Genomic DNA, 23,984 nt, shown 5'->3' with positions numbered 1-23,984 from the left:
CGGACGAACCCGCGGCGGCGGCGTTCACCGATGGTCGACCTCGAGGTGAGGCAGGGGTATGTCCGATCACGCGCAACCACCGGCGCTGAAAGACCGGTTGCAGCGGCTGTTCGACGACATCCGCCCCGACGGCCGGCACGGCCGCCGTTACACCAACGACGAGGTCGCCGCCGCGATCAAGGACAGGCATCCGGCCGTACGGATCAGCGGAACATATCTGTCGGCGCTGCGCACCGGCAGCAAGACCCGGCCGTCCCAGGATGTGCTGGCAGCGCTGGCGGAGTTCTTCGGCGTGAAACCGGGATATTTCGTCGATCCGGTCACCGCCGAGGAGACCGACGCCGAACTCGCCCTGGCCCGGACACTCGCCGATCTGGGCGTTCGCCAGATCGCCCTGCGCGCGGCGCGCCTGGAACCGGACCAGCGCGACCTGCTGACCCTGCTCATCGATCAGATGGAGCGGGCCGCCGGGACGCAGCAGCGACGAGGGCAGCGCAGTGCGCGGTGAACAGAGGGCGGTGAGAGCCGATGCTGGAGCTCAACGTATGGCACGTACGGCCCGCGGGGGATGACGGAATGAGCCGGCGATCCCAGCGGCGGCGCGCCGCACGACTTGTCGAGGAATTCGTCGGCGACCTGCGGTTGCCGACTCCCGCTGCGCCCGAACAGGTTATGGGCGCGGTCTGCGAGGTCCTCACCCGACGCCTCGATCACCCGGTCAAACGGATGGCCGTGAAATTCCCGGCCTCCCAGGGCGAGGTCGTCTTCGGACTGTGGGTGCACGCCGACGACGCCCATTACATCTTCTACGAGAAGGACACCAGCCCCTGGCATCAACTGGTGATCTTCTGCCACGAGACCGGCCACCTGATCCACGAACACGATCAGACGCCGCTACTGGAGGCCGACGCACCGCATCTGCTACTGCCGAATCTGGATCCCAGTGCGGTGCAACGCATCATGGCCAAAAGATCCGAACAGTGCCACGGACCGGCCGAGGTGCAGGCCGAGATGTTCGCCGCCCACCTACTGACCCAGGTCAGCAGATGGCTACCCGAACGGCATTGGCCGGTACAGGATTCCGACGCCGCCGCGGTGCATCGTATGGAGACTGTCTTCGGACTGCCGCAGGCGGACGATCGTGTATAGCGGTCTGTTCTACGCCGCGGCCGTGGTCAGCATGATCGCCCTGGCCTACAAGGTCGATCAGCTGCGTCGCGATCCCAGCCTGCAGCGCTGGGCCGTCCTCGCCGCGATGTCGGTCTGGACCGCGGTCTGCGTCTGCGTTCCGCCGCCGTCGGTTCGATTCGTCAACCGCGTCACCGGAATTCCGAATCTGGCCGGGCTGATCGTCTACATCCTGCTCATCGCGCTGGCCGGGGCGATCCAGGCGGTCATTCTGGTCTGGCAGCGCTCGCCCGCCGAGATCGGTCGCAAGATCCGGGTGCGGATGATCGGTTACGCGGTGATCGCGCTGGCGCTGGTGGCGCTGTTCTTCGCGGGCGACGCGTCGGCGGAACGTCCCGTCGACTTCGACATCTATTATGCGAAGGCCCCGTGGCTGGCCGAGCTGATCGTCCTCTACAACCTCGTCTTCGCCTTCGCCGCGGGCGATTTCGTATACAGCGCGGTGGCCGCCGCCCGCGTGACCGGGCGGCCGTGGCTGCGCCGGGGGTTGTATCTGGTGGGGCTTTCCGGACTGTTCGGCGTGGTCTCCATCGTGGTCCGCATGATCGCGGTGGTGGCCCGCTGGTTCGATGTCACCGATTTCGATCGCCTCGACACCGAGATCAGTCCCAGCCTGGCCGCCCTCGGCATCTTCATCGGCTGTCTCGGATACACACTGCCCGCCGCGGGGGAACGCACCACCGATCTGCTCGCGCGCATCGGCGAATACCGCGCCCTGCGGCCGCTGTGGCGCGATATCCGCACGGCCGCACCGGAATTGGCCTCGCCCATCGAGGCTCCGTGGTGGGATCTCAAGCTGCGCACCACCCGTCGACTGGCCGAGATCCGCGACGGTCAGCTCGCACTGCGCGCCTACACCCATCCCGCCGCGGAACAGCATGCGCGCCGCCTCGCCGAACAGGCCGGACTCGGCGATATCGAGCGCGCGGCGGTCGTGGAGGCCGCCGAAATCAAGGCGGCCGTGCGGGTGCGACTCGGTGACCTGCCCGCGCAGGCCGCGATTTCCGCCGCCACCGGTCGCGGCGGCAGCGACAGCGCCAGCGAGATCGCGTGGCTGACCCTGGTCAGCCACGCCTACGCCCACTCGCCGATCGTGACCGAAACCCTGCGCGCCCTGCGGTCCGACGGGGTGCGCCCGGATGAAGCGCCGGTCGAATGACAGGAGTTCGAGCATGCTGACGACGATCACCGCCCTCGTACTTTTCCTGGTGTGGCTGGTGGTGGCCTTCGGAGTACGCATTCTGATCGCGGTGCGCCGCACCGGCGAGACCGGAATCCGCGCACCGGGACGCTTCACCACCCAGTGGTGGGGCGAACGCTGCTTCCATCTCGTGGCGGTGCTCGCGATCGCGGGCGCGATCGTCGATCTGACCGGGGCGATGCCGCTGATCGGTCCGCTGGATCAGCCCGGCCTCCGGCTGGCCGGGGCGGTCATCGCCGTGGCCGGAATCGCCGCCACACTGGGTTGCCAACTGGCCATGGGCAATTCGTGGCGGATCGGCGTGGACGAGCAGGAGCGCACCGCCCTGGTGACGACCGGCATATTCGGCGTCATCCGCAATCCGATCTTCGCGGCCATCCTGCTCACCGCCTTCGGCCTGACCCTGATGGTGCCCAATGTCTTGTCGGTGGCCGGACTGATCCTGCTGACGATCACGGTCGAACTGCTGGTCCGCGCGGTCGAGGAGCCCTATCTGCGCCGCGCACACCCCCGCGACTACCTCGACTACGCGGGCCGGGTCGGCCGATTCGTTCCCTATGTCGGCCGCATCCGCGGCTGAGCGTCAGAACCGGTAGGCCTCGACCTCCGCGAGATAGCGTGCGCGGGTGGGCGCGTCGATGAAGGCCGCCTCGAAGGAATTGCGGGCCAGCAGCCTCAGGTGATCGTCGTCGAGCCCCAATGCCTTCCGGACGCCCTCGAGATTCTCGTCGACATAGCCGCCGAAATAGGCGGGGTCGTCGGAGTTGACCGTGGCGAGCAGGCCGAGGTCGAGCATCCGCCGCAGCGGATGGTCGGTCAACTGATCGACCACGCGCAGGCGCACATTGGAGAACGGGCAGACCGTCAGCGGAATCCGTTCGCGCACAAGGCGTTCGACCAGGCCAGGATCCTCGAGAACCCGAATACCGTGATCGATGCGCTCGACGCGAAGCACATCCAGCGCCTCGGCGATATAGGCGGGCGGCCCCTCCTCACCGGCATGGGCCACCGCGCGCAGACCCAGTTCGCGGGCGCGCTCGTAGACCGCGGCGAATTTGGCGGGCGGATGGCCGACCTCGGCGGAGTCCAGGCCGACCGCGATGATCCGATCTAGGTAGGGCTCGGCCGCGGCGAGGGTCTCCAGGGCGGACTCGGCGGACAGATCGCGCAGGAAGCACAGGATCAGCGAGGTGGTGATGCCGTAGCGCCGCTCGCTGTCGCGCAGGGCCGCCCACAGGCCCTCGATGACGGTTTCGAACGGCACACCGCGCGTGGTGTGCGCCTGGGGATCGAAGAAGATCTCCGCGTGCCGGACGCCGTCGGCGCTCGCTCGCCGCAGATACGCCTCGGCCAGATCGGTGAAGTCCCGCTCGGTGCGCAGCACATCGGTCAGGCGGTAGTAGAGATTCAGGAACGATTGCAGATCCTCGAACCGATAGGCGTGATGCAACTCGTCCACCGATGCGAACGGCAGGTCCGCGCCGTTGCGATCGGCCAGCTCGAATGCGAGCTCGGGTTCCAGGGTTCCTTCGATGTGCAGATGCAGTTCGGCCTTCGGTACGGGCATCGAGGGATCCTATCCCCCGACGCCCCGACCCGACTCAGCTGATCTGGACGTTCGACCCGAGGCTGAAGGTATGACCCTTGGAAGTGCAGGACATGCCGCCGCGCGGCAGGCCCGCGATGCAGGTCGCGCCGCCGTAATCGATTCGGGTGCCCTGATACTGCCGATCCGGGGGACGCGGGACGTCGGTGATCAACCGGCTGCCGGGGCGGCCGTGCGCGCCGGTGAGGCCGAAGGTCGGATGGGCGGGCAGGAACGGCACATCGATGGCGATGTCGGTGATCGGGACGACGCCCCACAGCGCCTGCCCGCCCGGACGCAGATCGCATCCCACGTCCCCGTTCGGGTGGATGGCACAGCTCGGCCCGCCGTATTCGGCGAAGTACACGGTGTCCCCGACCAGGAAGTCCGCGGGATCGGCCTGCACGAGATACGGGTTGTCCCAGTCCGGCGCGGCGGAGGCGACGGCGGCGCCCGTCATGGTGATCGCGACGGCGGCCACGGCCGCACCGAGAAGGGTTCGCGCTTTCATGAGCGCCGACCCTACTCCCGCAGCGCCGAAACGACCTCGGAGAGCGCGCGATCGAGCAGTGCGGCGTAGCGATCCGGATCGGGCAGTACGGCCGGGTCGGCGTGCACCGAGACGGTGATCGTCTCGCCGAGGCCGTGCACGCCGTGCGTCAGATGCATGACGGTGCCGAGCGCCGGGAAACCCGCGGTGAACCGGACCGGCGCGGCCGCGAGGACCAGATCGGCCGGGCCGCGGTCGACGCTGGAGACGACCGTATGCGCCGAGAGTGTCGCGGGCGGCTGATCCAGGCGGGCGGTGAACACATCGCGGCGCAGTATCGGGGCGGGAATGGCCTCGGTGACGTGGTTCTGGGCCGCCAGGAGCGGATGTCCGGCGCGGGTTCGGCGCGCGGTGAGGGTGGCGGCGATGCGGTCGGCGCGGCGGCGATGATCCGGTTCGCCGGTGTGCAATTCCACGGCCGCGTCGCGATAGTTGTTGCGGGACTTGCCACTCGGTCGAGCCATCGACACCTGGGCCGCGAGATCGGTCCGGACATGTTCGTGCGCTTCGAGGTAGCGCGCGAGGGCCGCGCCGATCGCGGTGAGCGCCACCACCGTCACGGTATGACCGGGCACCCGCAGATCCGTGCGGACCAGCATCCGGATCGCGTGCGCTCGCGGTTCGGATCCATTGTTCAGCGGTGTGGGCGGCGTTTCGGGTGCGGGCGCTGCGACCTCACCGCGCGCGGTGCGGGCGGCGAGTTCACGGCGAGCGCGATTCGCCGCGAGGCCGCGAATCACCGTGCGGCCCAGATCGACCGGCAATGTCGCGATCGAACCGATCTCGGCCGCAATCTCATTCAGCGTGCCGCCGGCGGATTTCGCGGGCGCGGGCGGCGGCGGCTCGGCGGCGAACAGATCCCGGGCGATGGCGGCGGCGCGGCGGCCGTCGGCCAGGGCGTGCGACAGCTGCAGCACGGCGATCAGGGCGGGATCCGCACCCGCCGGGCCGCCGCGGACTCCGCGATACAGGTGCAGCCGCCAGGCGCGCTCCCCCGCGTGCAGCCGCTCACCGGCCAGTTTCTCCAGTGCGGCAACCAGATTCGCCCAATCGGGTTCCGGCAGAGCGTGCACCACGATCTGATCGTCGGCGATCCCGCAGGGCGTCCAGGCGGGGTAGGCGAAGCGGCGCTCGCGCACGCGCAGCCGCAGGTCGGGAATTTCGGCGGCGCGCCGCGTCAGCAGCGCCTGCAGCTCGGCGGGGGAGCGGGCGGGCTCGTCGAAGCCGTAGAGCAGGAACAGATCGGTGCCCGTGCGGCGGGACAGCCAGTATCTTGTCGCATCCTGCGGCGTCAGCTCGGGCACCCGACGACCCTATCCGTCGAAGTGGGACAACGACTTACAAGGTACAGACGGCATGACAGGAATTTGCCAATTCCCTCGATCCACACCGCCCGAAATGCTACGGTCTGTAGTAGTAGCAACCGATCACCGACCCGGTTGGGGGTGACTGCCATGGCAGTTGGAGAGGGTGTTCTCGGCCGCAGGCTCGCGGAGCAGGCCGATGCGGCCGACTCGCGGTATCAGGCCGCCGCATTCCTGAAGAGATCCATCAACAAGGTTTTCCCGACGCACTGGTCGTTCCTGCTGGGCGAGATCGCGCTGTACTCGTTCATCATCCTGCTGCTGTCGGGCGTCTATCTGACCCTGTTCTTCGACCCCTCCATGACCGAGGTGGTCTACAACGGGAGCTATCAGCCGCTGCGCGGGGTCACCATGTCCCGGGCCTACGAATCGGCCCTGAACATCACCTTCAATGTGCGCGGCGGCCTGTTCATCCGGCAGGTGCACCATTGGGCCGCACTGCTGTTCGCGGCCTCGATCATCATCCATCTGTTCCGCGTCTTCTTCACCGGCGCGTTCCGCAAGCCGCGCGAGGCGAACTGGGTGCTCGGTGCGCTGCTGCTGATTCTGGCGATGTTCGAGGGCTTCTTCGGCTACTCGCTGCCCGACGACCTGCTCTCGGGTATCGGCCTGCGCGCGACCTTCGGCGGCATCACGATGGGCGTTCCGATCGTCGGAACCTGGCTGCACTGGCTGATCTTCGGCGGCGATTTCCCCGGCACGATCATCATTCCGCGGTTGTTCATCGCGCATGTGCTGCTGTTCCCCGGCATCATGCTGGCCCTGATCGCGGCGCATGTGGCGCTGGTCTGGTACCAGAAGCACACCCAGTTCCCCGGTCCGGCGCGCACCGAGCGCAATGTGATCGGCGATCGGATCGTTCCGGTGTTCGCGATCGATCAGGGCGCGTTCTTCATGTTCACCCTGGGCCTGGTCGCCCTCATGGGCGGCATCTTCCAGATCAATCCGATCTGGAATCTCGGTCCCTACAACCCCTCTCAGGTCTCCGCGGGTTCGCAGCCGGACTTCTACATGATGTGGGCCGACGGCATGGAACGCCTGATGCCGCCGTGGGAGCTGTACCTGGGCCGCTACACGGTGCCGGGCGCGTTCTGGACCGCGCTCATCATGGGTCTGGTGTTCACGGTGCTGATCACCTATCCGTGGATCGAGAAGCGGCTCACCAAGGACTCCGCACACCACAATCTGTTGCAGCGGCCGCGAGATGTGCCGGTGCGCACGGCGATCGGCGCGATGGCGATCGCGTTCTACTTGGTGCTGACGCTGGCCTGCGTCAATGACATCATCGCGTTCAAATTCGATATCTCGCTGAACGCGACGACCTGGTTCTTCCGCCTCGCGCTGCTGCTGGCTCCGCCGCTGGCCTACACGGTGGCCTACCGGATGTGTCTGGCGCTGCAGCGCAGCGACCGCGCGGTCCTCGAGCACGGTATCGAGACGGGCGTCATCCGACGGCTGCCGCACGGTGAGTACATCGAGTTGCATCAGCCGCTGGGCCCGGTCGACGAGCACGGCCATCCGATTCCGCTGGAGTACCAGGGCGCGGCGGTGCCGAAGAAGATGAACCGGCTCGGCCTGTCCGGCAAACCCGGTAGCGGCAGCTTCCTGCGGGCGGATCCGCCGGAGGAGATGGCGCAACTGCGGGCGGCCGAACACGAGCACGAACATCAGCAGCTGGCCGCGCTGCGGGAGCATCAGGAAAACCGTTGATTCGATGGCAGAACTGCGAAGGCCCCGAGTCGTTTCGACCCGGGGCCAGTTTTGCCCAGCTACAGCCGACCTGTCAGGCCCGCCGGAACTCCCCCTCGCTCACACCACCGACGAATGCATCCCATTCGCCGGGAGTGAACGCCAACACCGGACCAATACCCCGGTCCTTGGTGTCGCGCACGCCGACATTGCCGTCCACGAGAAACGCCACCTCTACGCAGTTTCCGTCGGGACCACTGTGTCTACTCTTCCGCCACTGGGCACCGCTGTAATCAACCTTCACGGCACTAGCTCCTTTGCTGCGTCGAGAACGAAAATTCCTGGCATCGTTCGTACTGGCAACGGGATTCTGTAGCGCTCGTCGAATCCCACCATGCGCCTGTGGTTCCGGCGCACTGTGCATTCGCTGTGCACGTCCACTTAGTGCACCTTTGGGGGTTTGCCCCCGATGTGCACCCTAGCAGGTTTTCGCAATGCGGCGCTGTTGTGTTTTCGTCTTCAATCATGCAAATCACAGCAGCACCGAAACGGACAATTGATAGCGGAAGTATTGCTACCCACAAGTATCAATGGCGTCGCAATCCGGAGAATTCGAAAATATTACACACCGTCGTATGAATGTCGAACACAACGCATTTCACACCGGGCCCGCCGATGTGGATGATGGAATACGTGGTCGAACGCGATCGAGACGATGTCGGACGTGCCCGGAATGCCCGTCCCCGGGACCGACTGGGACGCCCGCTGCCGCCGGGCAGTGTCGGCGTCGAGCGGATTCCGGACGATTTGGACCTACCGCCCGAGGAAACGCTGGCCTACGCCCAGCGACTGCTCGACGACGGCCGCGCGTTCCACGCCCACGAGGTGCTCGAGGCGGCGTGGAAGAACGGACCGTTCGCCGAGCGAATGCTGTGGCAGGGTCTGGCCCAGTACGCGGTCGGACTCACCCATATTCAGCGCGGAAATCCGAAGGGCGCGCGAACGCTGCTGGAACGGGCCGTCGGGCGATTGCGGGCCGCGGATCCGGCGCCCTACGACATCGATGTCCCAGGTCTGGTGGCCGTCGCCGAGGCTCTGCTGGCGGATCTGGACGCCGGACGCGAGATCGACGAGGATCGGCTGCGTCCACGTCTACGGGGCTAGACACGCCGATCGGTAGCATGGGCGGATGTGTCCAGCGATGTCGCCCAGCCGCCGATGATCGGCGCGGGCCGCTTCGCGCCCAGTCCGTCGGGCGATCTGCACCTGGGCAATCTGCGGACCGCACTGCTGGCGTGGCTGTTCGCCCGGTCCACCGCACGCGCCTTCGTCGTGCGCGTGGAGGATCTCGATCGTGTGCGCCCGGGCGCGGCCGAGCGCCAACTCGCCGATCTGGCCGACCTGGGCCTGGATTGGGACGGTCCGGTCGTATGGCAGTCACAGCGCATCGATAGCCACCACGCGGCCATCGATCGACTCACCGAAGCCGGGCTGACCTACGAATGCTATTGCACCCGAAGGGAAATCCAGCAGGCCGCGAGCGCACCACACGGACCGATGGGCGCCTATCCCGGCACCTGCCGCGAGCTGACCGATACCGAGCGCGCCGCGCGTCGCGCCGAGGGTCGTCCCGCCGCGCTCCGATTACGTTCGGCGATAACCGAATTCGAGATCGCCGATGAATTGCACGGCCGATATCGCGGCCTGGTCGACGATTTCGTGCTGCGCCGCGGCGACGGCACGCCCGCCTACAACCTCGCGGTCGTGGTCGACGACGCCGACCAGGGCATCGATCAGGTGGTCCGGGGCGACGACCTGCTGCCCTCCACCCCGCGACAGGCGTATCTGGCCACCCTGCTGGGACTTTCGGCGCCGCGCTACGCCCACGTCCCACTGGTGCTCAATCACGAGGGCAAGCGGCTGGCCAAGCGCGACGGCGCGGTGACGCTGGCAGATCGCCGGGCGCTCGGCGAAACTCCCACGCAGGTCATGGCGTTGCTGGCACGATCACTCGGATACAGTGCGAACTCACCGGAAGAACTACTCGGCATATTCCATCCGGAATCGTTGCCCAGGCAACCGTGGACATTCGATCCCCTTGGCGTGGTGCAATACAGCGGAAATCCGTAACGTACGCAGTCGTCGCCGAACCTACGACCATTTCAACGAGGACTTTAGATGACCAGTGGTGGGTACGACCCCAACCAGTATCCGCAGGGCGGGCAGCCGTACGGCCAGCCCGGTCCGCAGGGCGGGCAGCCATACGGCCAGCCCGGCCAGCCGCCGTACGGCCAGCAGCCGTACGGCCAACAGCAGTACCCCGGCGGCCAACAGCCCTACGGGCAGCAGGATCCCGCGGGCGGACAGTACGGTCAGCTGGGCGGTCAGCCGCAGTACGGCCAGCAGCAGCCGTACGGGCAGCAGCAGCCGTACGGTCAGCAGGATCCCTACGGGCAGCAGCCCTTCGGCGGCCAGCAGCCCTACCCGGGCGGTCAGAACTTCGGCCAGCAGCCCTACGGTCAGCCCGGCCTCCCGCCGGGGACCGTGCCCGGCGATCTGGGCATGCGCTTCCTGGCCCGCCTCATCGACGGGCTGATCGTGAACGTGCCGATCGGGATCGTCTTCTTCTTCCTCGGTCGCGGGACCGGTATGCAGCTCATCGAGGGCGTCGTCGCGACCATCGCGACCGTGGCCTACTTCGTGCTCATGGAGACCTCGCAGGGCGCGACGCTGGGTAAGAAGATCCTCGGTCTGCGCGTGCTGGCCCCGGGTGGTGGCCAGCTCGATCAGGCCACCTCGCTCAAGCGCAACCTGTGGGTCGCGGCTCAGATCGTGCCGTGCCTGGGCAGCCTGGTGTCGCTGGGGCTGGCCATCTACATCGCCGTGACGATCTCGCAGGATCCCAACGGCCAGGGCTGGCACGACAAGTTCGCGGGCGGCACCCAGGTCGTCAAGGGCTGATCGACCCGAAAAACGAAGGGGCGCACTCGGTTGCCGAGTGCGCCCCTTTTCGTTCCGGTCGTGCGGTCAGGTGGTGCTGCTGTAGGCGAACATGAAGACGAACCACAGCACGCCGAGCACCAGGGCGATACCACTGATCCAGATACCGGCCAGTGCCAGGCCGCGGCCCTCCTGACCGGTCTGCTTGATCTGGTTCAGCGCGATCGGACCCATGATGAGGCCGACGACGAAACCCAATCCGCAGGTGACGAATCCGATCAGCGAGGCGATCAACGCGCCGATGGCCAGACCGTTGGTGCCGCGCTGCTGCGGATAGCCGTACGGTTGGTAGCCCGGCGCCTGGGGATAGCCGTAGGCGGGCTGGCCGTACGGGGCGACCGGCGGCTGCTGGGGATAACCCGGATACTGCTGCTGCGGCGGCGGGGTCATCGGCTGCGCCTGGTAGTGCGGCGCGGACGAGTAGCCGGATGACGGTGCGGACGGCGCCGGCGGCGGCACCGAAGCATGGCCGCCGGACTCCGACGACACGCCCTCGCCACCGTACTGCTTCCACCACTCGTCGGAATCGCCGGGATTCGTCATCCTCACAGCCTATTCGACAGTGGGCGGCTGCCGGTATCGTCCAGACCTCGTGAGTGACACCAAGCAATCCCCGGAAGTCGAGGGGTCTGGACGCCCCGCGCCCGAACACGCAGCATTCGCGCGGGCCGCGGGGGGACCGTTCACCCTGATCGTGACGTTGTTCACGGCGACCCTGATGATCTCCAACATCTGCGCCACCAAGGGGGTGCAGTTCTTTCGCGGCGAACATCTGTCGCTGGGGCCCATCGAGCTCCTGCCGATCACGACCGACGCCGCGTTCTTCCTGTTCCCGCTCGCCTACGTCATCGGCGATATCCTCAGCGAGGTCTACGGCTTCCGGGCCGCCCGGCGCACGATCTACTACGGCTTCGGCATGCTGGCGCTGATGGTGGTCTGCTTCTGGATCGCCATCGGACTGCCCGCGGCCGATTTCTACGACAATCAGGACGCCTTCCGCACGGTCGTGGGCACCACGCCGCAATTGGTGGCGGCCGGGCTCGCGGGTTATGTGATCGGCCAGTTCCTGAATTCGATGACGCTGGTGCTGATCAAGGAGCGCACCAAGGAGAAGCATCTGTGGGCGCGACTACTCGGCTCGACGGTCGCCGGGGAGTTCGGCGACACGCTGGTGTTCTGCTCGATCGCGGCCACGGCCATCGGGATCAATACCTGGGGCGCGTTCTTCAACTACGTGATCGTGGGATTCGTGTGGAAAACCTCGGTCGAGGTGTTCATCCTGCCGATCAGCTATCGGTGCATCGCGTATTTGAAGAAGCGCGAAACCAGTTACGCGCCTTTGGACAAGCCCGCTATCTACAGTTAGCGCAGACGACCGCGCCAGCGTCCGAAGAACTCCGCCTCGAATTCGTCGAAGCGGTTGTCATCGATGCTGGCGCGGATATCGTCCACCAACTTCACCGTGAACCGCTCGTTGTGAATGGTGCACAGGGTCGAGGCCAACATCTCCTTGGCCTTGAACAGGTGATGGATGTAGGCGCGGGTGTAGTGCGCGCAGGTGTAGCAGTCGCAGTTCTCGTCAATGGGGGTGAAGTCGCGACGGAACCGGCTGGTGTTGATATTGAATCGGCCCTCGGGGATGTAGATGGCGGCATTGCGGGCGACTCTCGAGGGGTTCACGCAGTCGAAAGTGTCCGCGCCGTTGGCCACGGCGACGAAGATGTCCTCGGGTTCGCTGATGCCGAGCAGATGGCGCGGTTTGTCCTCGGGCAGTTCGTCACAGCACCAGCCGACGATGGTGCCGAGGTTGTGCTTCTCGAGTGCGCCGCCGATGCCGTAACCGTCGAATCCCGTGCCGCCGATGCCGCGCATGGCGTCGAGATCGCGACAGGCCTTGCGGCGCAGGTCCTCGTACTGCGCGCCCTGGATCACCGCGAACAGCGCCTGATAGGGCCGATGGGTGCGTTCGGCGGTGAGCCGCTCGTGCTCATCGATGCAGCGCTGCGCCCACTCGTGCGTGCGCTGCAGTGATTTCTCCTGGTAGCCACGGGTATTGAGCAGGGTGGTCAGCTCGTCGAAGGCGAACATGACATCCGCGCCGAGCTGATGCTGGATACCCATCGAGACCTCCGGGGTGAACCGGTGTTTGGACCCGTCCAGATGGGAGCGAAAGGTCACGCCGTCGTCGTCGACCACGGCCAGGCGCTCCTTACCCTTGGCGATCACATCGTCGCTCTGCACGCCGACGGCCTCCATGGCCAGCACCTTCTTGAAGCCCACGCCCAGCGACATGACCTGGAAGCCGCCGCTGTCGGTGAAGGTCGGACCGGGCCAGTTCATGAATTTGCCCAGGCCCCCGGCCTCGTCGACGATATCCGGGCCCGGCTGCAGATACAGGTGGTAGGCGTTGGCCAGCAGGGCCTGGGAACCCAATTCCTTCATCATCTCGGGGAGTACGGCCTTGACCGTGGCCTTGGTGCCGACGGGGATGAAGGCGGGGGTACGGATCTCGCCGTGGGGGGTGGAGACTACGCCTGTCCGGCCGTGTCGCCCGTCGAGACGAGTGTTGACGGTGAATGAGAACGAGGCTGGATCAGGCACCCAGCAATAGTGCCGCACGGGGACTACACCGCGTCGACCGGTTCCTCGTCGATCAGGTCCTGGTCCACCGCCGCACCCGCGAATTGAGCGTTGTAGAGACGCTGGTAGGCGCCGCGGCGGGCCAGGAGTTGGTCGTGGGTGCCGGTTTCGACGATGCGGCCGGACTCCATGACCACGATCAGATCGGCGTCGCGGATGGTCGAGAGGCGGTGGGCGATCACGAAACTCGTGCGATCGCGGCGCAGGGCGGCCATCGCGTGCTGGACCAGCAGTTCGGTGCGGGTGTCGACCGAACTGGTCGCCTCGTCGAGGATCAGGATCGACGGTTTGGCCAAGAACGCCCGGGCGATCGTGATGAGCTGCTTCTCACCCGCGCTGACGCCCGCGCCCTCCTCGTCGATGACCGTGTCGTAGCCGTGCGGCAGCGCGTGGACGAACCGGTCGACATAGGCGGCCCGCGCGGCGTCGAGGATCTCCTCCTCGGTCGCGGTCGGATCGCCGTAGGCGATGTTGTCGCGGATCGTGCCGCCGAACAGCCAGGTGTCCTGCAGCACCATGCCGATATGCGAGCGCAGCCGATTGCGGGTGATGGTGGTGATGTCGACGCCGTCGATGGTGATGGTCCCGGAATCGAGTTCGTAGAACCGCTCCAGCAGATTCACCAGCGTTGTCTTGCCCGCGCCCGTCGGACCGACGACCGCCACCACATGTCCGGGCTCGGCGACCAGCGACAATTCCTCGATCACCGGCGTATCCGGCTCGTAGCGGAACGACACCGCGTCGAATTCGACCCGGCCGCCCTCGAGCGAGCGGGAATCCTCGAGCTTGGGATCGGGCACCTGCTCCTCGGCATCGAGGATTTCGAAGATCCGCTCGGCCGAGGCCACACCCGACTGCAGCAGATTGATCATCTGCCCGATCTGGGTGAGCGGCTGGGTGAACTGGCGCGAGTACTGGATGAACGCCTGCACCTCACCCAGCGACAGATTGCCCGAGGCCACCCGCAGCCCGCCCACCACGGCGACCAGCACGTAGTTCAGATTTCCCACGAACATGATCACCGGCATGATCAGGCCGGAGATGAACTGCGCGCGGAAGCTGGACTCGTAGAGCTGGGCGTTGCGCTCGTCGAACTCCTGACCCACCTCGCGGTTGCGACCGAAGGCGGTGATCACCTCGTGTCCGGTGTATGCCTCCTCGACCTGGGCGTTGACCAGACCGGTGAACTTCCACTGATTCACGAAATGCGGTTTGGAGCGCTTGGCGATCACGGCCGTCACGATCACCACCACCGGAACCGTGAGCAGCGCGATGATCGCCAGCAGCCAGGAGATCCAGAACATCATGACCAGCACGCCGATCACCGTCAGCACCTGCACGACCAGCTGACTCACGGTCTGCTGCAGGCTCTGTGCCACATTGTCGACATCGTTGGTGACCCGGGACAGCACATCGCCGCGCGGGTTGGAGTCGAAGTAGCGCAGCGGCAACCGGTGGATCTTGTCCTCGATATCGGCGCGCAGCCGCTTCATCGCCCGGTTGATGACCGAGATCAGCAGATACGCCTGCAGCCACATGCACAGCGCCGAGGCCACATACAGCGCCAGCGCCAGGACCAGGACCCGGCCGACGGCCGAGAAGTCCACGCCCACACCGGGAATCACATGCATGCCGCCGAGCATGTCGGCCAGCCGGTCCTGTCCCTGCGCCCGCATCGCCGCGACCGCCTGCTCCTTGGACAGCCCCGCGGGCAGCTGCTTGCCGACGACGCCGTCGAAGATCAGATTGGTCGCCTTGCCCAGGATCTGCGGACCGAGCACGGTAAACACCACCGAGGCGGTGGCGAGCACGAGAATCGCCGCGAGATAGGCCCTTTCGGGCGCCAATCGGCGCAGCAGCCGCCTCAGCGACGGGCCGAACGATTTGGCCCGGGTGCCCGGGGCGCCCGGGGGCGGTGCGCCGGGCCTCATCGGGCCGCCTCCTCGGGACTGAACTGCGATTCCACGATCTCGCGATATTCCGCGCAGTCGCGCAGCAGTTGGTCGTGAGCGCCCAGTCCGACCATCTCGCCGTCCTCGAGCACCACGATCTGATCGGCGTCGCGAATCGTCGAAATCCGTTGTGCGACGGTGATGACCGACGCGTCGCCGGTTTCGGGCCGCAGCGCCTCGCGCACGCGCGCGTCGGTGGCGACGTCGAGGGCGGAGAAACAGTCGTCGAACAGATAGATCTTCGGCCGGCGCACCAGCGCCCGCGCGATCGCCAGGCGTTGCCGCTGGCCACCGGACACCGTCGTACCCCCTTGCGCCACTTCGGTTTCCAGACCGTCGGGCATATCGCGAACGAAATCGGCGGCCTGCGCGATCTCGAGGCAGCGCCACAGCTGTTCGTCGGTGGCCTCCGGATCGCCGTAGCGCAGATTGGAGGCGATGGTGCCGGAGAACAGATAGGCCTTCTGCGGCACCAGTCCGATCTGCGCGCGCAGCAGATCCGGATCCAGGTGGCGCACATCGGTTCCGCCGACGTATATCGCGCCGTCGGTGACGTCTATCAGCCGCGGAATGAGGTTGATCAGCGTGGTCTTACCCGATCCGGTCGCGCCGACGATCGCGGTCGTCGTGCCGGGTTCGGTGCGGAATCGGATGCCGCGCAGCACCGGCTTCTCCGCGCCCGGGAACTTGAATTCCGCGAAGGCCACATCCACGGTTCCCGGATCGGTCGTGAACGGCTGCGGCGAGGCGGGTGGCACGACCGAGGATTCGGTCTCGAGCACCGCGCCGATCCGCTCGGCCGAGACCGCCGCGCGCGGCGCGAGCATGGCCAGGAAGGAGGCCATCATCACGGCCATCAGGATCTGCAGGATGTAGGACAGCAGCGCCGTGAGCGAACCGATCTGCATATCGCCCGCGTCGATCGCGCGCCCGCCGAACCAGATCACCGCGACCGTGGTCAGATTGCTGATCAGCATGACGGCCGGGAACATCAGCGCACTCAGCCGCCCGACGTACAGCGACGCCTCGGTGAGATCGGTGTTGGCGACGCCGAAACGCCCGGCCTCCTGACGCTCCCGGACGAAGGCCCGCACCACGCGGATGCCCGTGATCTGTTCGCGCAGCACCCGATTCACCGCGTCGATGCGATCCTGTACGCGCCGGAAACCGGGCACCATTCGGGTGATGATCAGGCCCATGGTCAACGCCAGCGCGGGCACGGCGACCAGCAGGATCCAGGACAGTCCCGCATCCTGCCGCACCGCCATGATGATGCCGCCGACGCACATGATCGGCGCCATCACCAGGATTGTCACGCTCAGCACCACGAGCAGCTGCACCTGCTGAACGTCGTTGGTGTTGCGGGTGATCAGCGAGGGCGCGCCGAAAATGCCGACCTCGCGGGCGGAGAAGGTGCCGACCCGGTGCAGCAGCGCGGCGCGGATATCGCGCCCGGCCGACATGGCCGCCTGCGCGCCGAAGTAGACCGATACCGACGAGGCGAGTATCTGCACACCCGAGACCAGCAGCATCCAGCCGCCGGTGGACCAGATGTAGTCGATATCGCCCTTGGTCACGCCGTTATCGATGATGTCGGCATTCAGGCTCGGCAGATACAGCATCGCGATGACCGAGATCAGCTGCAGCACAACGACGCCCGCCAGCTGAATGCGATAGGGGGCGAGATAGGCGCGCAACAGTCCGATCAACATATGGGTGCAGGTTACCGGCAAAATGTGACCCACGCCGCCAATAAATCCGACCGGCCTGTCGAGGTCAGGAGCCGTCCGGCACCGCCCGACGCGTCCAGGCGTCCGGATTGCCGGTCAGTTCGGCCACGAAATCCGGCAGTTTGTCCCAGGCGATATCGGCGATCGATACCTGTTCGAGCACCGCGCGAATATTGACCCGCAACGCGATCCACACCCGCTGCAGCGGTTCGGCCGCCCCGGAATAGGTCACATCCTCCGGACGCCGCCCGCGCACCGAGGCCAGCGGACCCTCCACCGCGCGAATCACATCCGCGACGCTGATATCGGCCGCCGGGCGCGCCAGCCGATAGCCGCCGTCCGGGCCGCGGCGACTGGTCACCAAACCGGCGCGGCGCAATTCGGCCGCGGCGGATTCGAGAATTTTGGGCGGTATGGCCTGGGCGGTCGCGATGACATCGGCCTTGACCGAATCCGGCTGCGCCCGGGCGATTTCCAGCAGGATCCGTACCGCGTAATCGACCCTAGCCGAGATGTGCACGCGCGCTCCCGACCTCGTTGCCGAGGGCCAGCACCCCGAGCGCGGAATCCAGCAGCACCCGCTCGATCAACTCGTCACCGGCACTGGGCACCAATTCCTTCGACCACAGCACCCCGCCCAGCACCTCGAGCGCGGCGCTCGCGCGCAGCAGCGCCTCGTCGGAGGCGTTCGGCCCGGCGACCCAGCCGCACAGCCGCCGATGCATATCGACCATGTCCGGAAAGCGATTGCCGATGGCGTTGACGATCGCGACCGAATCGCGCATGCACATCGCGCCCGCGGTGCGATGCCGCAGCAGCGTGTGAATCTGCCGGGTGAGCACCTCGCGCACACCCTCGGGACCGTGCGGGGTCAGCTCGGCCGCGTCGACCGCGGCCTTCAGATCGTCGAAGATCGGCTCGATGATCGCCAGCAGCAGATCCAGCTTCGAGGCGTAGTGATAGTAGAGCGATGCTTTTGTGATTCCCACCGCATCCGCGACCTCACGCAGGCTCGTCTGATCGAAGCCCTTATGCGAAAACAACTTCACCGCGGCTTCGCGAATCGCATCCTTGGTCCCCCCACCTGCGGTAACGGTTCCGGAAGTACTTCGGACACTCATTCGACGATCCTCTCATCACCCTGCCCCGGAAGCTGCGGCGACCCGAGAACAGAGGTTGTTCCTCCGCTTACCGGTCGGTAGTCTACCTACCGCACGGTAGGCAGAAGGCGTTATTGGAGGCAGGAGATTTCCCCGTGTCCGTATACCTCTACCGGTGGGGCAAATTCGCCTTCCGCCGAAAATGGATTGTGCTGCCCGTCTGGCTGCTCGCGTTTCTGGTCCTGGGCGGCCTGGGCGTCGGGCTGAAGAAGCCGACCACCGACGACTTCTCGATGCCGAATCTGCCGTCGCAGCGGGCCACCGACATTCTGGACAAGCAGTTCCCCGGAGCCTCGGCGGCATTCAAATTCGACGCCGTGACCGGCACCTACGTGATCGGCGCACCGGCCGGGCAGAAGCTCACCGATCCGGCCGACCGGGCCGCGGTCGAGGCGCTGGTGCAGAAGCTCAACGCACTCGACATCGTCGATCAGAGCAAGAAGCCCGCCGGGCAACCGGGCGGCGTGGTGGTGAATCCGATCGACGCGGCCGCGGCCATGGGCTGCGTCAGCGCCGATCGCAACGATCCCGAATTCCCCTCGCGCTGCAGCCTCGCGCCGCTGAACGTGCTGGGTAAGGGCACGGCCGAGGCCGACACCGTGGCCTTCATCCAGGTGCCGTTCAAGATCGCGAAATTCACCGATGTCACCGACGCGCAGCGCGACGCGGCCTACGACGTCGCGAACGACGCCCGCTCCGCCGGTCTCACGGTCGAGATGAGCGGCACCATCGCGATGAAGCAGATGGCCTCGAGCGGTAAGGCCGAGATGATCGGCTATGTCGTGGCCTTCATCGTGATGATGGTGGCCTTCGGCGCGCTGATCGCCGCGTTCGTACCGATTCTCACCGGCATCGTCGGCGTCGGCTCGGCGTCGGCGCTGATCATGATGGGCACCTCGGCGATCGATATCCCGAGTTTCACCATGATCCTGGCCTCGATGATCGGTATCGCACTGTCCATCGACTACGCGCTGTTCATCGTCTCGCGATACAAACACGAACTGGCCGTACAGGATTCGCCGGAGGAGGCCGCGGGCATCGCGATCGGCACCGCGGGTTCGGCGGTGGTGTTCGCGGGTATGACCGTGATCATCGCGCTGTGCGGGCTGAGCATCGTGCGGATCAGCTTCCTCACCTGGATGGGTCTGGGCGGCGCGATCGCCGCGGCCTTCGCCATCCTGGTCGCGCTGACACTGCTGCCCGCGCTGATGGGCGCGTTCGGCAAATACCTGTTCAAGCCGAAACTCCCGCTGGTCGCCAAGCACGACCCCGAGGACGAGAAGTCGGTCACCAACGGTATGCGCTTCGGCCGTCTGATCGGCCGGTTCCCAGCGGTGACGCTGATCCTGAGCATCGTGGTGCTCGGCCTGCTGGCCGCGCCCGCGGCGAAGTTGAGCCTGGGCCTGCCCGGCGACGACAGCCAGCCCAAGACCTCCACCGTCCGCAAGGCCTACGACCTGCGCACCGCGGGCTTCGGCGAGGGCAGCAACGGCATTCTGACCGTGGTCGCGGATCTGACCAATGTCGTTCCGGCGCAACGGCAGGCGGCGGTCGACGCGCTGCGCGAGCGGTTGGGCTCCTACGACGGTATGGACTATGTCACCGCGGCCAAGACCAACCGGGTCATCGATCCGAAGACCATGGTCAACGATTACGCCGACAGCACCGGCGCGCAGTTGATGGCCGTGCCGAAGTCGGGCCCGAACAACACCGCGACGCAGGACCTGGTGCGCGACGCCCGCGATGCCGAGGGCGAGTTCAAGGCCAAATTCGGCATGGAATACGGCATCACCGGCACCACGGCCATCTACGCCGATGTGTCCAACGCGCTGCTGAGCAAGATCGCCCCGTATATGGCGATCGTGGCGGCGGCCGCGTTCATCCTTCTGGTCCTGGTGTTCCGCTCGATTCTGGTGCCGTTGACCGCGGCGCTGGGCTTCCTGCTGTCGATGGCCGCGACCTTCGGCGCGACCGTGCTGATCTTCCAGCAGGGCAAGCTGGGCCTGATCGAGGATCCGCATCCGCTGGTCAGCTTCCTGCCGATCATGTTGATCGGCTTGGTCTTCGGCCTGGCCATGGACTACCAGGTCTTCCTGGTGACCCGCATGCGCGAGGAGTACATGCACGGCAAATCGCCGAAGGAGGCCGTGGTCACCGGATATCACCACGGTGCGCGGGTGGTCACCTCGGCCGCGATCATCATGATCTCGGTCTTCGGCGGATTCATCCTGGAATCCGATGTGACCGCCAAGTCGATGGGCTTCGCCCTGGCGGCCGGCGTGCTGTTGGACGCGTTCGTGGTCCGGATGGTGCTGATCCCGTCGCTGCTGGTGCTGATGGGTAAGTGGTCGTGGTGGATTCCGAAGTGGCTGGACCGGATCCTGCCCGATATCGATGTCGAGGGCAGTAAGTTGCGCGAGCTCCAGCAACGCGCCCGCGAAGATGCCGAGAAGCGGGAGCCGGTCGCGGTCGGCTGATACCCGTCGAGTTCAAAGGCCGGGCCCCAAGGTCGGGGCCCGGCCTTTCGCGTTGTCTCTTGATCTTGTGGCTACTTGACAGCAGACTCGGACGTGTTGTTCTCCAGGCTCGAATCCGCGACCGCTAGGAGACGCCGTGTCCGTCTATCTGTACCGGTGGGGCAAGTTCGCGTTTCGCCGCAAATGGATCGTGCTGCCCGTCTGGGTGCTGCTGTTCCTGATCCTGGGCGGATTGGGGGCGAAGCTGCAGAAGCCGATGAACAACGACTTCACCATGCCCAATCTCCCCTCGGAGCGGGCCACCGACATCCTCGACCGGCATTTCCCCGGTATGTCGAAGTCGCTGGAGTTCGGCGCGGTCACCGGCACCTACGTGATCGCCGCGCCGGCCGGGCAGAAACTGACCCAGCCGGAGGCTCGCGCGGCCATCGACGGACTGATCGGCAAACTCGGCGGCCTGGCGATCGTGGATCATTCGAAGCCGCTGGCCGACCCGGTGGCCGCCGCCGAACAGCTGGGCTGTCTCACCGGTGACCGCACGACGGCCGCCTACCTCTCCAAATGCAGCAGCGCGCCGCTGAACGTGCTGAACAAGACCGACCCGGATGCGGTTGCGGTGCTGAGCGTTCCGTTCAACATCAAGGCGGTCACCGACGTCACCGCCGACAATCGCAAGGCCGCCTACGATGTCGCCGACGATGCCCGGCGCGCGGGCCTGACGGTGGAACTCAGCGGCACCATCGCCATGGAACAGCAGCAGCCCAGCGGTAAGGCCGAACTGATCGGCATGGCGGTCGCGCTGGTGGTCATGATCGTGGCCTTCGGCGCGATCGTGGCCGCGTTCGTGCCCATCATCACCGCACTGGTCGGGCTGGGCGCGGCCATGTCGGTGATCTTCCTGGGCACCTCGTTCCTGTCGGTGCCCAGCTTCACCACCTTCCTCGCGTCGATGATCGGTATCGCGCTGTCCATCGACTACGCGCTGTTCATCGTCTCGCGCTACAAACACGAACTGGCCGTTCATGATTCGGGCGAGGAGGCCGCGGGCACCGCGCTGGGGACCGCCGGTTCGGCCGTGGTGTTCGCGGGAGCCACGGTGATCATCGCACTGGTGGGACTGGCAATCGTGAACATTCGCTTCCTCACCTTCATGGGCCTGGGCGGCGCGATCGCGGCGGCGTTCGCGGTGCTGACGGCGATCACACTGATGCCCGCACTGCTGGGCGCGTTCGGCCGCTTCCTGTTCAAACCGAAACTGCCCGTGATCGCCCAGCACGATCCCGAGGACGATTCGACGATGACCAACGGTGAGCGGGTCGCCCGCGTGATCGGGCGCGCGCCCTGGCTGACCCTCGTCCTGGCCATCGTGGTCCTCGGACTGCTCGCCGCGCCCGCGCTGCATCTGCAACTGGGCCTGCCCGGCGACGACAGCCAGCCCAAGACCAGCACGATTCGCAAGGCCTACGATCTGCAGACCGCGGGCTTCGGCGAGGGCGCCAACGGCAAGCTGCAGGTGGTCGCCGATCTGACGAAGGTCGATCCGGCGCAGCGACAGGCGGCGGTGAACGCCCTGCGCGACAAGCTCGCCGGATATTCGGATATGGACTACGTGACCGAACCGCAGTTCAGCCAGGACGGCGAGGGCGCGCTGCTGATGGCGGTGCCCAAGACCGGCCCCAACAATCAGGACACCAAGGATCTGGTGCGCGATGCCCGCGACGCCGAGGCCGGACTGCGGTCGCAGTTCGGAATCAGTTACGGCATAACGGGTCTCACCGCGATCTACGCCGATGTCGATCACGCGCTGCTGAGTAAGATCGTGCCGTATCTGGCGATCGTCGCCGGTGCGGCGTTCCTGTTGCTGATCGCGGTGTTCCGGTCGGTGCTGGTGCCGTTGACCGCGGCGCTGGGCTTTCTGCTGTCGATGGCCGCGACCTTCGGCGCGACCGTGCTGATCTTCCAGGAGGGCGCCTTCGGCTTGATCGACGAACCGCGCCCGATCGTGAGCTTCCTGCCGATCATGTTGATCGGCTTGGTCTTCGGCCTGGCCATGGACTACCAGGTCTTCCTGGTGACCCGCATGCGCGAGGAGTACGTCCACGGCCAACCGCCGACCCAGGCGATGATCAAGGGCTATCACCACGGCGTGCGCGTGGTCACCTCCGCCGCGATCATCATGATCTCGGTGTTCGGCTCGTTCCTGCTGGAATCCGATGTCACGGCCAAGTCCATGGGTTTCGCGCTCGCGGTCGGAGTGCTGTTCGACGCCTTCCTGGTCCGCATGATCCTGATCCCGTCGCTGCTGGTGCTGATGGGACGGGCGGCGTGGTGGATACCGGGCTGGTTGAGCAGGATCGTGCCGGATATCGATGTGGAGGGCGCGCGGCTGCACGAGTTGCGCGAACCGCGCAGCAAGGAACCCGTTTCGATCGGCTGAGATGTGAAAGGCTCGGCCCCGCAGCCGTTTCGACTGCGGGGCCGAGCGCATTCCTCAGCCCAGCTTCGGCGCGACCTCCGCGGCGACCAGTTCCAGGTGATCGAGATCGGCGAGATCCAGCACCTGCAGATACAGGCGGGTGATGCCTGTCGCCTCTCGGTAGCGCTCGATCTTCTCCACGACCTCGCCCGGCGTACCGGCCAGGCCGTTGCCCTTCAGTTCCTCGACCTCGCGGCCGATGACCGCGGCGCGGCGAGCCACCTCGGCATCGTCGCGACCCACGCACAGCACCTGCGCGGCCGACCGGACGATCTCGCCCGGATCGCGGCCGATCGCCCGGGCGGCGTCGGCAACCCGATCGAATTGCGCTGCGGCGGTGGCGGAATCGGCGAAGGGCAGGTTGAACTCCTGCGCGAAGCGGGCGGCCAGCTCGGGCGTGCGCTTCTTACCGCCGCCGCCGATGATCACCGGCGGGCGCGGGCGCTGCGCGGGCTTGGGCAGTCCGGGCGCGTCGACCAGCTGGAAATGCTTGCCGCGGTAGGAGAATGTCTGCTCCGCGGGCGTCTCCCACAGACCGGTGATGATCTCCAGCTGTTCGGCGTAGCGGTCGAACCGCTCCTTCACCTCGTAGAGCGGAATGCCGAAGGCGGTGTGCTCATCGGCGAACCATCCCGAACCGAAGCCGAAATCGACTCGGCCGCCGGACATCTGGTCGACCTGGGCCACCGAGATGGCCGTGACCGCCGGATGTCGGAAGGTGGCGGCGGTGACCAGGGTGCCAAGCCGGATCCGAGAGGTCTCGCGGGCCAGCGCGCCCAGGGTGATCCAGGCGTCGGTCGGGCCGGGCAGTCCGGAGACCCCGCCCATCTTCAGATAGTGGTCGGAGCGGAAGAACGCGTCGTAGCCCGCGTCCTCGGTCGTCTTCGCGACCCGCAGGAGGTCGTCGTAATCTGCGCCTTGCTGGGGTTCGGTGAAGATCCGTAGTTCCACCCACCCCACGCTAGTCCTGGA

Annotated in this window: 22 protein-coding genes; 11 read left to right on the top strand and 11 right to left on the bottom strand. The window is 66.4% G+C overall.

Annotation, left to right across the window (positions count from 1 at the left end):
- The first annotated feature begins 58 nt into the window (after nucleotides 1-58).
- The 4 genes from NP4_RS20580 to NP4_RS20565 all read left to right on the top strand — a co-directional run bounded on the left by NP4_RS20580 (nucleotide 59) and on the right by NP4_RS20565 (nucleotide 2,969).
- Nucleotides 59-508, top strand: a complete 450-nt coding sequence (locus tag NP4_RS20580) for a helix-turn-helix domain-containing protein (protein ID WP_068000123.1) — start codon at nucleotides 59-61, stop codon at nucleotides 506-508.
- A gap of 68 nt (nucleotides 509-576) precedes the next feature.
- A complete protein-coding gene (locus NP4_RS20575) occupies nucleotides 577-1,149 on the top strand; it encodes an amidohydrolase family protein (protein ID WP_147287958.1) in 573 nt (190 codons plus the stop codon).
- Nucleotides 1,142-2,347 (top strand): MAB_1171c family putative transporter, encoded by a 1,206-nt coding sequence (locus NP4_RS20570; protein ID WP_068000118.1) that lies wholly within the window; start codon nucleotides 1,142-1,144, stop codon nucleotides 2,345-2,347. The genes NP4_RS20575 and NP4_RS20570 overlap by 8 nt, the downstream gene beginning before the upstream one ends.
- 13 nt (nucleotides 2,348-2,360) lie before the next feature.
- Entirely contained in the window at nucleotides 2,361-2,969 is a 609-nt protein-coding gene (locus NP4_RS20565; protein WP_068000116.1) for a methyltransferase family protein, read from the top strand.
- A 3-nt stretch (nucleotides 2,970-2,972) separates the two neighbouring features.
- On the opposite strand, the gene NP4_RS20560 is transcribed toward NP4_RS20565, so the two are convergent.
- From NP4_RS20560 to NP4_RS20550, 3 genes are read right to left on the bottom strand one after another with little or no spacing between them, the layout of a single operon-like run.
- Entirely contained in the window at nucleotides 2,973-3,956 is a 984-nt protein-coding gene (locus NP4_RS20560; RefSeq protein ID WP_068000114.1) for an adenosine deaminase, read from the bottom strand.
- A 34-nt stretch (nucleotides 3,957-3,990) separates the two neighbouring features.
- Nucleotides 3,991-4,485, bottom strand: a complete 495-nt coding sequence (locus tag NP4_RS20555; RefSeq protein ID WP_068000112.1) for a hypothetical protein — start codon at nucleotides 4,483-4,485, stop codon at nucleotides 3,991-3,993.
- A gap of 11 nt (nucleotides 4,486-4,496) precedes the next feature.
- Complete coding sequence (locus NP4_RS20550) at nucleotides 4,497-5,828, bottom strand: wax ester/triacylglycerol synthase domain-containing protein (protein WP_082876049.1); 1,332 nt, start codon at nucleotides 5,826-5,828, stop codon at nucleotides 4,497-4,499.
- A 150-nt stretch (nucleotides 5,829-5,978) separates the two neighbouring features.
- On the opposite strand from NP4_RS20550, the gene qcrB reads away from it, so the two are divergent.
- On the top strand, nucleotides 5,979-7,598 hold the full coding sequence (gene qcrB, locus NP4_RS20545; protein ID WP_068000110.1) for a cytochrome bc1 complex cytochrome b subunit: 1,620 nt from the start codon (nucleotides 5,979-5,981) through the stop codon (nucleotides 7,596-7,598).
- Between the two features lie 73 nt (nucleotides 7,599-7,671).
- Here qcrB and NP4_RS43200 read toward each other — a convergent pair whose 3' ends face one another.
- Nucleotides 7,672-8,001, bottom strand: coding sequence for a DUF397 domain-containing protein (locus NP4_RS43200; protein WP_082876048.1), 330 nt, complete (start codon nucleotides 7,999-8,001; stop codon nucleotides 7,672-7,674).
- 260 nt (nucleotides 8,002-8,261) lie between these two features.
- Between NP4_RS43200 and NP4_RS20535 the strand changes: the two genes are divergently transcribed.
- The 3 genes from NP4_RS20535 to NP4_RS20525 are packed head-to-tail and all read left to right on the top strand — an operon-like array spanning nucleotide 8,262 to nucleotide 10,538.
- Nucleotides 8,262-8,741 (top strand): DUF309 domain-containing protein, encoded by a 480-nt coding sequence (locus NP4_RS20535; RefSeq protein WP_068000233.1) that lies wholly within the window; start codon nucleotides 8,262-8,264, stop codon nucleotides 8,739-8,741.
- Nucleotides 8,742-8,795: 54 nt separating this feature from the next.
- A complete protein-coding gene (gene gluQRS / locus NP4_RS20530) occupies nucleotides 8,796-9,707 on the top strand; it encodes a tRNA glutamyl-Q(34) synthetase GluQRS (RefSeq protein ID WP_068000235.1) in 912 nt (303 codons plus the stop codon).
- A 48-nt stretch (nucleotides 9,708-9,755) separates the two neighbouring features.
- Nucleotides 9,756-10,538, top strand: a complete 783-nt coding sequence (locus tag NP4_RS20525; RefSeq protein WP_082876047.1) for an RDD family protein — start codon at nucleotides 9,756-9,758, stop codon at nucleotides 10,536-10,538.
- A 66-nt stretch (nucleotides 10,539-10,604) separates the two neighbouring features.
- On the opposite strand, the gene NP4_RS20520 is transcribed toward NP4_RS20525, so the two are convergent.
- A complete protein-coding gene (locus tag NP4_RS20520) occupies nucleotides 10,605-11,120 on the bottom strand; it encodes a DUF4190 domain-containing protein (protein ID WP_068000107.1) in 516 nt (171 codons plus the stop codon).
- Nucleotides 11,121-11,169: 49 nt separating this feature from the next.
- Between NP4_RS20520 and NP4_RS20515 the strand changes: the two genes are divergently transcribed.
- Entirely contained in the window at nucleotides 11,170-11,943 is a 774-nt protein-coding gene (locus NP4_RS20515) for a queuosine precursor transporter (protein ID WP_068000105.1), read from the top strand.
- Here the strand turns inward: NP4_RS20515 and tgt are convergent.
- From tgt to NP4_RS20490, 5 genes are all read right to left on the bottom strand, one after another.
- The gene (gene tgt, locus NP4_RS20510; protein WP_068000230.1) at nucleotides 11,940-13,178 is read right to left on the bottom strand and encodes a tRNA guanosine(34) transglycosylase Tgt; all 1,239 of its coding nucleotides are present in this window, start codon (nucleotides 13,176-13,178) and stop codon (nucleotides 11,940-11,942) included. The genes NP4_RS20515 and tgt overlap by 4 nt on opposite strands.
- Nucleotides 13,179-13,201: 23 nt before the next feature.
- Entirely contained in the window at nucleotides 13,202-15,148 is a 1,947-nt protein-coding gene (locus tag NP4_RS20505; RefSeq protein WP_068000103.1) for an ABC transporter ATP-binding protein, read from the bottom strand.
- Nucleotides 15,145-16,881, bottom strand: coding sequence for an ABC transporter ATP-binding protein (locus NP4_RS20500; protein ID WP_068000101.1), 1,737 nt, complete (start codon nucleotides 16,879-16,881; stop codon nucleotides 15,145-15,147). The genes NP4_RS20505 and NP4_RS20500 overlap by 4 nt, the downstream gene beginning before the upstream one ends.
- Nucleotides 16,882-16,945: 64 nt before the next feature.
- Nucleotides 16,946-17,419, bottom strand: coding sequence for an RrF2 family transcriptional regulator (locus tag NP4_RS20495; RefSeq protein WP_068000099.1), 474 nt, complete (start codon nucleotides 17,417-17,419; stop codon nucleotides 16,946-16,948).
- Nucleotides 17,403-18,020, bottom strand: a complete 618-nt coding sequence (locus NP4_RS20490) for a TetR/AcrR family transcriptional regulator (protein ID WP_068000097.1) — start codon at nucleotides 18,018-18,020, stop codon at nucleotides 17,403-17,405. The genes NP4_RS20495 and NP4_RS20490 overlap by 17 nt, the downstream gene beginning before the upstream one ends.
- 134 nt (nucleotides 18,021-18,154) lie before the next feature.
- On the opposite strand from NP4_RS20490, the gene NP4_RS20485 reads away from it, so the two are divergent.
- Nucleotides 18,155-20,536 carry an MMPL family transporter gene (locus NP4_RS20485; RefSeq protein ID WP_068000095.1) on the top strand — a complete coding sequence of 794 codons (2,382 nt, stop codon included), beginning with the start codon at nucleotides 18,155-18,157 and terminating at the stop codon, nucleotides 20,534-20,536.
- Between the two features lie 136 nt (nucleotides 20,537-20,672).
- Complete coding sequence (locus NP4_RS20480; protein ID WP_068000094.1) at nucleotides 20,673-22,973, top strand: MMPL family transporter; 2,301 nt, start codon at nucleotides 20,673-20,675, stop codon at nucleotides 22,971-22,973.
- 54 nt (nucleotides 22,974-23,027) lie between these two features.
- Here NP4_RS20480 and NP4_RS20475 read toward each other — a convergent pair whose 3' ends face one another.
- Nucleotides 23,028-23,963, bottom strand: a complete 936-nt coding sequence (locus NP4_RS20475) for an LLM class F420-dependent oxidoreductase (RefSeq protein ID WP_068000092.1) — start codon at nucleotides 23,961-23,963, stop codon at nucleotides 23,028-23,030.
- Nucleotides 23,964-23,984 lie beyond the last annotated feature (21 nt).

The organism is Nocardia pseudobrasiliensis NBRC 108224 (assembly GCF_001613105.1).
GTDB classification, from domain to species: Bacteria; Actinomycetota; Actinomycetes; order Mycobacteriales; family Mycobacteriaceae; genus Nocardia; species Nocardia pseudobrasiliensis.
This window is presented reverse-complemented; position numbering and strand designations above follow the sequence as displayed.

Coding starts and splice junctions, on each gene's coding strand:
- NP4_RS20560 (WP_068000114.1), bottom strand. CDS start 3,956: ATGCCCGTACCGAAGGCCGAACTGCATCTGCACATCGAAGGAACCCTG.
- NP4_RS20525 (WP_082876047.1), top strand. CDS start 9,756: ATGACCAGTGGTGGGTACGACCCCAACCAGTATCCGCAGGGCGGGCAG.
- qcrB (WP_068000110.1), top strand. CDS start 5,979: ATGGCAGTTGGAGAGGGTGTTCTCGGCCGCAGGCTCGCGGAGCAGGCC.
- NP4_RS20580 (WP_068000123.1), top strand. CDS start 59: ATGTCCGATCACGCGCAACCACCGGCGCTGAAAGACCGGTTGCAGCGG.
- NP4_RS20505 (WP_068000103.1), bottom strand. CDS start 15,148: ATGAGGCCCGGCGCACCGCCCCCGGGCGCCCCGGGCACCCGGGCCAAA.
- NP4_RS20500 (WP_068000101.1), bottom strand. CDS start 16,881: ATGTTGATCGGACTGTTGCGCGCCTATCTCGCCCCCTATCGCATTCAG.
- NP4_RS20575 (WP_147287958.1), top strand. CDS start 577: ATGAGCCGGCGATCCCAGCGGCGGCGCGCCGCACGACTTGTCGAGGAA.
- gluQRS (WP_068000235.1), top strand. CDS start 8,796: ATGATCGGCGCGGGCCGCTTCGCGCCCAGTCCGTCGGGCGATCTGCAC.
- NP4_RS43200 (WP_082876048.1), bottom strand. CDS start 8,001: ATGCACAGTGCGCCGGAACCACAGGCGCATGGTGGGATTCGACGAGCG.
- NP4_RS20555 (WP_068000112.1), bottom strand. CDS start 4,485: ATGAAAGCGCGAACCCTTCTCGGTGCGGCCGTGGCCGCCGTCGCGATC.
- NP4_RS20490 (WP_068000097.1), bottom strand. CDS start 18,020: ATGAGTGTCCGAAGTACTTCCGGAACCGTTACCGCAGGTGGGGGGACC.
- NP4_RS20565 (WP_068000116.1), top strand. CDS start 2,361: ATGCTGACGACGATCACCGCCCTCGTACTTTTCCTGGTGTGGCTGGTG.
- NP4_RS20520 (WP_068000107.1), bottom strand. CDS start 11,120: ATGACGAATCCCGGCGATTCCGACGAGTGGTGGAAGCAGTACGGTGGC.
- NP4_RS20535 (WP_068000233.1), top strand. CDS start 8,262: ATGGAATACGTGGTCGAACGCGATCGAGACGATGTCGGACGTGCCCGG.